This is a genomic window from Pseudomonas sp. PA-4-8C (assembly GCF_021606625.1).
GTDB classification, from domain to species: Bacteria; Pseudomonadota; Gammaproteobacteria; order Pseudomonadales; family Pseudomonadaceae; genus Aquipseudomonas; species Aquipseudomonas lactis.
Map to the genome: position 1 here is coordinate 1 of NZ_WKCD01000321.1, position 5,679 is coordinate 5,679.

5 protein-coding genes are annotated in these 5,679 nt (G+C 57.6%); 3 read left to right on the forward strand and 2 right to left on the reverse strand.

The features are described 5' to 3' along the window. Positions 1 to 386: 386 nt before the first annotated feature. Complete coding sequence (gene rnt, locus GIW04_RS27055) at positions 387 to 1,058, reverse strand: ribonuclease T (RefSeq protein ID WP_236479372.1); 672 nt, start codon at positions 1,056 to 1,058, stop codon at positions 387 to 389. After that, complete coding sequence (gene pyrC / locus GIW04_RS27060; RefSeq protein ID WP_057712006.1) at positions 1,055 to 2,101, reverse strand: dihydroorotase; 1,047 nt, start codon at positions 2,099 to 2,101, stop codon at positions 1,055 to 1,057. The genes rnt and pyrC overlap by 4 nt, the downstream gene beginning before the upstream one ends. A gap of 156 nt (positions 2,102 to 2,257) precedes the next feature. Between pyrC and GIW04_RS27065 the strand changes: the two genes are divergently transcribed. The 3 genes from GIW04_RS27065 to GIW04_RS27075 form a co-directional block, all read left to right on the forward strand. Then, positions 2,258 to 3,166 (forward strand): flagellar protein MotY, encoded by a 909-nt coding sequence (locus tag GIW04_RS27065; protein WP_003188982.1) that lies wholly within the window; start codon positions 2,258 to 2,260, stop codon positions 3,164 to 3,166. 129 nt (positions 3,167 to 3,295) lie between these two features. Further along, positions 3,296 to 4,513: an argininosuccinate synthase gene (locus GIW04_RS27070; protein ID WP_003188984.1), complete on the forward strand. Its 1,218-nt coding sequence runs from the start codon at positions 3,296 to 3,298 to the stop codon at positions 4,511 to 4,513. A 625-nt stretch (positions 4,514 to 5,138) separates the two neighbouring features. Next, a partial coding sequence (locus GIW04_RS27075) for a response regulator transcription factor (protein WP_236479373.1) occupies positions 5,139 to 5,679 on the forward strand: 541 nt, incomplete at its 3' end.

The following is a 5,679-nucleotide window of genomic DNA, read 5'->3' on the forward strand; positions in this document are numbered from 1 at the left end:
AACTGTGGGAGCGGGCTTGCTCGCGAAGGCGGCCTGGCAGTCAACACAGTTGGATTGTGTGCATATCCACTGCTGCGGTAACGGCCACTTAGGGTTCCGCCCTGACGGCGGCTCACTTTCGAAAAGCCGGAATGCCGGCCCAGACAAAAGTAAGCAAAACGCTCTTGCCCCACCACTCGGCACCTCGCTTAGGCTCGGTGTGCCCGAACGCAGGCTTGAATCCGTGGGCCACGAATTCAAGCCTGCGTTCGGCCAGCGTGGTTTAACGGGGCGCCTGAGATCAAGATCACAAGCAGATCAAGATCAAGAGCGGCTCGCTTCGCATCGTGGTTAGCGTCTGCTGCGACAACCTACAAAATTGTGTAGGTACCTATGCTCATCGGGGCTCAGTCGTTGAAGTCTTCCCAGCCACCCATCTGTTTCCAGCGATTGACGATGCCGCAGAACAGCTCGGCGGTCTTCTCGGTGTCGTAGCGGGCCGAGTGGGCTTCACGCCCGTCAAAGTCGATACCGGCTGCCTGGCAGGCTTTGGCCAGAACGGTCTGACCGTAGGCCAGGCCGGCAAGGGTGGCGGTGTCGAAGCTGGAGAACGGGTGAAATGGGTTGCGCTTCATGTCCAGCCGCGCCACGGCGGCGTTCAGGAAACCCAGGTCGAAACTGCTGTTGTGGCCGACCAGGATTGCGCGTTTGCAGCCATTGGCCTTCAACGCCTTGCGCACGCCACGGAAGATATCGGTCAGCGCCGCTTCTTCACTCACCGCCATGCGCAGGGGGTGGTCGAGCTTGATCCCGGTGAACTCCAGGGCAGCGGCTTCGATATTGGTGCCTTCGAAGGGTTCTACGCGAAAGAAATGCGTGTGCTCCGGGTACACAAAGCCTTGTTCGTCCATGCCGATGGTGGTTGCGGCAATTTCCAGCAAGGCATCGGTGGCGCAGTTGAAACCACCGGTTTCTACGTCGATGACGACCGGCAGATAGCCGCGAAAACGCTCGGCCATCGGATGACGCGAGCCGCCACCGCCGTGCTCTTGTTCGTCGTCGTAATGATCTTCACTCACTTGCTTTCCTCCAGCAGGCGCCAGCGCAGTGTTTCACCGGCGCGCAGCGGGATAACGGTCAGCTCGCCAAAGGGCAGGCTGGCAGGGGCGGTCCAGTCTTCACGAACCAGGGTAATGCGGTCGGTATTCGCCGGCAGGCTGTAGAAACGCGGGCCGTTGAGGCTGGCAAAACCTTCGAGCTTGTCCAGCGCGTTACGCTGTTCGAATGCTTCGGCGTACAACTCGATGGCGGCAAACGCGGTGTAGCAGCCGGCGCAGCCGCATGCGGCTTCCTTGGCGTGCTGGGCGTGGGGCGCCGAGTCGGTACCGAGGAAGAATTTCGGGCTGCCGCTGGTGGCGGCATCCAGCAGGGCTACCTGATGGGTGTTGCGCTTGAGGATCGGCAGGCAGTAGAAGTGCGGCCGAATCCCGCCCACCAGCATGTGGTTGCGGTTGTAGAGCAGGTGATGGGCGGTGATGGTCGCGCCCACGTTGGCCGACGCCTCACTGACAAACTGCACGGCATCGGCGGTGGTGATGTGTTCAAACACCACTTTGAGCGTCGGGAACAACTCGACCACACGCCGCATGTGTTCATCGATGAAGATTTTTTCGCGATCGAACACATCCACGTCGCCACGGGTGACTTCCCCGTGGATCAGCAATGGCATGCCGACCTCCGCCATGGCTTCGATCGCCGGCAAGATCTTGTCGATACTGGTTACACCGGAATCGGAGTTGGTGGTCGCACCTGCCGGGTACAGCTTGGCGGCGTGCACATAACCGCTGGCCTTGGCTTCACGGATTTCTTCAGGCTGGGTGCGGTCGGTCAGGTAGAGCACCATCAACGGTTCGAAGCGGCTGCCGGCCGGTCGTGCAGCGAGGATGCGCTGGCGATAGGCGTCGGCTTCTGCGGCATTGCGCACCGGAGGTACCAGGTTAGGCATGATGATGGCACGGCCAAACGTGCGGGCCACATCGGCCACGGTTTGGGGTAACGCAGCACCATCGCGAAGATGAATATGCCAGTCGTCGGGACGCAGCAGGGTCAGGCGGTCGGACATTGGGGATTCCAGGCGGGTCAATCTGGTGGGAATGCTACCGGAAAAGACTCTTGCAGGCACTCGCTATCAAGTTTTGCCGGATGCTACCGATATCTCCGGGTATGCCTTAACGATGTATGACGCTGTGAAGTGTTGTAGAAACCCATGGAGCCTCCCGTGCGCCAGTATTATCTAGCCCTGCTCAGTGTGTTCGCCAGCCTGCCTGCGGCGGCCCTCACGTTCCAGACACGTCTGGAGAATATTGAGTGGAAGGTAGAGGGCGATCAGTTCGAGTGCCGCTTGACCCAGCCGATCACCGATTTCGGTTCCGGTGAATTCGTACGCCGGGCCGGCGAACAGGCGACGTTTCGTCTGAAAACCTATGGCAGCAGCCTAGGCGCCGGCTCGGCAACCCTGTTGGCCGCTGCGGCGCCGTGGCAACCGGGCCGAGGTGATATCAACCTTGGGGCCGTGCGTGTCGGCAGCGGCGACGTGCTGTTCAATAGCTCCCAGGCCCAGGCCGGTCGCCTGTTCACCGGCTTGCTCGAAGGGCGCAGCCCGACGGTGCGGCATTACGGGCGTGAAGGTGGTTACTCGGAAATTCGCCTGCTGCCGGTGAAGTTCAACAAGGCCTATAACGATTATCAGCTGTGCACCACCAAGCTGCTGCCCATGAATTACGACCAGGTCAAACAGACCGAAGTGGGCTTTCCCGGTGGGGGCATTGAACTGGACGCGGCGGCAAAGAAGAAGTTGTCCGTGATCCTGGCCTTCATGAAAGCCGATCCCACGGTCAATCATGTCGAGTTGAACGGCCATTCGGACAACAGTGGCAACCGTCTGACCAACCGCGACGTGTCCCGCCGCCGTGCCCTGGCGGTGATGGACTACTTCAAGGCCAACGGCATCCAGGAATCGCAGATCACGATGCGCTTCCATGGCGAAAGCTACCCCTTGGCGCCCAACACCAATGCCGCCAACCGTGCGCGTAACCGTCGTGTGAATATTCAGCTTGAGCGCGTGGCTACGCCTGAGAAACCGGCGCCCCAGGCCACTGCGCCGAGCAACCCGGCGGCGACCTCATAAGAGGCGACCATCGGTCGCCCACTCGACATAATCTGTCGCTTTATCTTCATTTGCTGTCGCGCCCCTGTAATTTCGCGGTTTTGATCGGTAGAATCGTCGCCTTTCCGTACAACCCCGTGGAGTGATGGCATGGCCGACGTAAACAAGGTCGTTCTCGCGTATTCCGGCGGCCTGGACACTTCGGTGATCCTCAAGTGGCTGCAGGATACTTATAACTGTGAAGTGGTGACCTTCACCGCTGACCTGGGTCAGGGTGAAGAGGTCGAACCTGCACGTGCCAAGGCGCAAGCCATGGGCGTGAAAGAGATCTACATTGACGACCTGCGCGAAGAGTTCGTCCGCGATTTCGTTTTCCCGATGTTTCGCGCCAACACTGTCTATGAAGGTGAGTACCTGCTGGGTACCTCCATCGCCCGTCCGCTGATCGCCAAGCGCCTGATCGAGATCGCCAACGAAACCGGTGCCGACGCCATTTCCCACGGCGCCACCGGCAAGGGCAACGACCAGGTCCGTTTCGAACTGGGTGCCTACGCACTCAAGCCAGGCGTGAAAGTCATTGCGCCGTGGCGTGAGTGGGACCTGTTGTCCCGTGAAAAGCTGATGGATTACGCTGAAAAGCACGCCATCCCGATCGAGCGTCATGGCAAGAAGAAGTCGCCGTACTCGATGGACGCCAACCTGCTGCACATTTCCTATGAAGGCGGCGTGCTGGAAGACACCTGGACCGAGCACGAAGAAGACATGTGGAAATGGACCGTCTCCCCGGAGAACGCTCCAGACAAGGCGCAGTACCTGGAACTGACTTACCGCAACGGCGATATCGTCGCGCTGGACGGCGTTGAAATGACCCCGGCCACCGTATTGGCGACCCTGAACCGTATCGGCGGCCAGCATGGTATCGGCCGTCTCGACATCGTCGAGAACCGTTACGTGGGCATGAAGTCCCGTGGCTGCTACGAAACCCCAGGCGGCACCATCATGTTGCGCGCGCACCGCGCCATCGAATCCATCACCCTGGACCGCGAAGTCGCTCACCTCAAAGACGAGCTGATGCCCAAGTACGCCAGCCTGATCTACACCGGTTACTGGTGGAGCCCAGAGCGTCTGATGCTGCAACAGATGATCGACGCCTCCCAGGCTCACGTGAACGGTGTCGTACGCCTGAAGCTGTACAAGGGCAACGTGATTGTCACCGGTCGCAAGTCCGATGAGTCGCTGTTCGACTCCAACATCGCCACCTTCGAAGAAGACGGCGGTGCCTACAATCAGGCCGACGCGGCAGGCTTCATCAAGTTGAACGCACTGCGCATGCGCATTGCTGCCAACAAGGGCCGCTCGTTGTTCTGAGTCGCGCGCCTGTTGTGAAAAATGGCCTCTTGCGCAAGGGGCCATTTTTTTTGCCTGGGTTTTTATGGGCGCTTTAAAAACAGAGCCGTGTATTAATGTTTAGCCTGTGTTTAAGGATTTTTTCGTAACTTGCGCAATTATTTTCCGGTTTTGTCATTTGTTTTTAAGTCTGAATGATTTTTTACATCTGAGGAGGAACTATGTCTGACAGAAAATTCACTCATGTAGTTGCAATGGATATGTGAATTGTTGAATTTTCTGTAGGAATTTTGGAAGTGCTGAAATATGTTAAATGGAACTAATGGGAACGGTTGTTCCGGATTGATTTGTGCGCGTCACGGCGACAAGCAAGGGGCATTTCCTGAAAGTGTTGTGCGGCACGTTTACTTTCAGGGGCTAATGGGCACGATATTTCACTCAAAATATGTACGCGTCGAGAAAGGTCTGAAAGCAACCATAAAGCTCTATGCATCTAAGTTGGCGATTTTTTGTAGGTTAATTCCTATCTTCTTGTGGGTTGGGTCTCTGCCTGCTCTCGTTCGGGGGGGAATGCTATGCCAACTAGTAATCGACTAGGCTATTGTGTTTGCTCTAAATAATTCGAACAGCGAAATTGGACTTTCTCATGAATAAAGTGCTGATCGTGGATGATCATCCCGTCATTCGTCTTGCTGTGCGCATGCTAATGGAGCGTCATGGTTATGAGGTCGTTGCCGAGACTGATAACGGTGTCGATGCGTTGCAACTTGCACGGGAACATATGCCGGATATTGTGATACTGGATATCGGAATCCCCAAGCTTGACGGCCTGGAAGTTATTTGTCGGCTGGCATCAACCAAGCAAGCCGTCTCGTTCAAGGTGCTGGTGCTGACGTCCCAGGCCCCCGGCCATTTTTCCATGCGCTGCATGCAGGCGGGGGCCGCCGGCTATGTGTGCAAGCAGCAGGATCTGACAGAGTTGCTCAGTGCCATCAAGGCGGTGCTTTCCGGCTATAGCTATTTCCCGAACCAGGCGCTCAATTCGGTACGCTCAACCATGGGCAATGCCAGTGAAGCCGACATGGTCGAACGCTTATCGGGGCGGGAGATGATGGTGCTGCAGCAGCTGGCCCGTGGCAAAACCAACAAGGAGATTGCCGATGGCATGTTCCTGAGCAACAAAACCG